We start from the raw sequence: 282 nt of genomic DNA, 5'->3' as shown, positions 1-282 counted from the left end.
AAGATGAAATCTTCATTCGAATTAGGTAGTGCGTTATTAAAATTAATTAAAATATAGACAATGGAAAATCGATGTGTGACAGCTTCATTTGCAAAAACAGCAATAAATTTACGAATCGAGCAAGTGTTAAATGAAAAAGTTGTTAAGCTCAATATTCCGTTACATACGAATTCGGTATATGTTACATTAGGGTTATTCTGTATGTCGATTGTACTTATTGTCGGAGAGTGCATATAGCCTCTTTTTTTAAGAATTAACACTACTTATTGTAGTGCTTTAGGG

Annotated in this window: 1 pseudogene; it reads left to right on the top strand. The window is 31.2% G+C overall.

From position 1 onward, the window contains the following. Positions 1–237, top strand: a pseudogene (locus tag ACSG5Z_RS32250) (M56 family metallopeptidase); the annotation flags it as partial. Between the last annotated feature and the right edge of the window lie 45 nt (positions 238–282).

Origin of the sequence: Bacillus pretiosus (assembly GCF_051294775.1) — a bacterium.
Lineage (GTDB): Bacteria > Bacillota > Bacilli > Bacillales > Bacillaceae_G > Bacillus_A > Bacillus_A wiedmannii.
The sequence above is the reverse complement of the archived record's forward strand: the minus strand, read 5'-3'. Positions and strand labels throughout refer to the sequence as shown.